Consider the following 1,241-nt stretch of genomic DNA (forward strand, 5'->3'; position numbering starts at 1 on the left):
GGTATTGGCATCCGTCCATACCAGGTTGCGGATATCACCGGACGAAATAGCAGGTGAGTTAAATTGAATAATTTTTTCACCAGCCACCAAAAATATGCCCTGAGCTTCGGTACCTATCGCATATACATTGTTGTTTGACGCCAGGCATTTTACAACTTTTATCCCATGATTAGAATGTATACGCGTATATGCGAAGTTAACGCGGGTTATTGGAACTTTAATTTGATATAGTCCATAAAGAGACCCCACAAACAAGCGGTCTTTTAACCTGGTGAGCGATGTTACCCGGATAGGGGCAAGTTCGTACCAGGAACATTTACGTAAATGATCTGTTATTGTTGTAACGGCTTTGTAAGATAAGTAATAAACCGTGTCATTGCGTTGTACAATGCCTTTTACCGGGCCATCGGCATACATTTCCGGGCGCCATGACAGCGGATTGTTATTAGAAACATTTAACCCGAATATGCCATTATCAGTACCAATCATGAGCCTGTTGCCCGGAATTGTAAACAGACAGGTTATCCGGTTAAAGTCAGACCGGTTTTGCTTTATAGACAAGGTGCCAATTGGTGAACTTTGATTTGGGCCAAGCTTTATATAACTCAGCGTGCTTAAAACGTGCCCCGTAAAAAGATAGCTGCCAGCAATGCTCAGCTTTAAAACGTCTTCATTTGCCAGGCCGCTTTCTTTGTTAATGATCTTTACTTCGGGGTTGGTGCTTAAAAAGAAGCCGTTGTCATAACTGCCAAACCATATATTATTTTCCCGGTCAATAAGGGTGCCGGTAGTGATGTAATTGTTAAGGTAATTTTTTCGCTCGCCGGTAAGGTAGTTGATAATGTATGTGCCCTGTTTTACCGTGGTAACGGCAAAGGTATTTTTACCGGTAAGGTAAACCGAAGTTACATTGCCGGTAAAAGATATTTTATGAAGCGGGATGATCCCGCTTTTTTTATACTGATAAACATGCACCCATTCTTTGGTTATCAGTAACAGGTGATTTTGCCGGATAGCTAATTTGTAAGGTTTGGTATTGGTTTTGGCTGTTACGTGATTTAAGTGCCCGGCCGAAAGTTCTTTCTCGAGTACGTTAACATCATTTTCAGACAGGATAATCTCTTCCCCGTCCGTGCCATAAATATAACTCCCCGGGTGTTGAATGGTGTTTTTTTTTGATCTTAACTCGTTAAAGTGAAAAACTTTAGTACTGAGCCCATAATTTACACAAAGCTCATTGT

1 protein-coding gene is annotated in these 1,241 nt (G+C 41.2%); it reads right to left on the bottom strand.

The features are described from left to right. Positions 1–1,241 (bottom strand): hypothetical protein (locus AC1DPZ_RS27530; RefSeq protein ID WP_477409520.1); only part of this gene is annotated, 1,241 nt, incomplete at both ends.

The organism is Mucilaginibacter sp. P4_G9 (assembly GCF_056400985.1).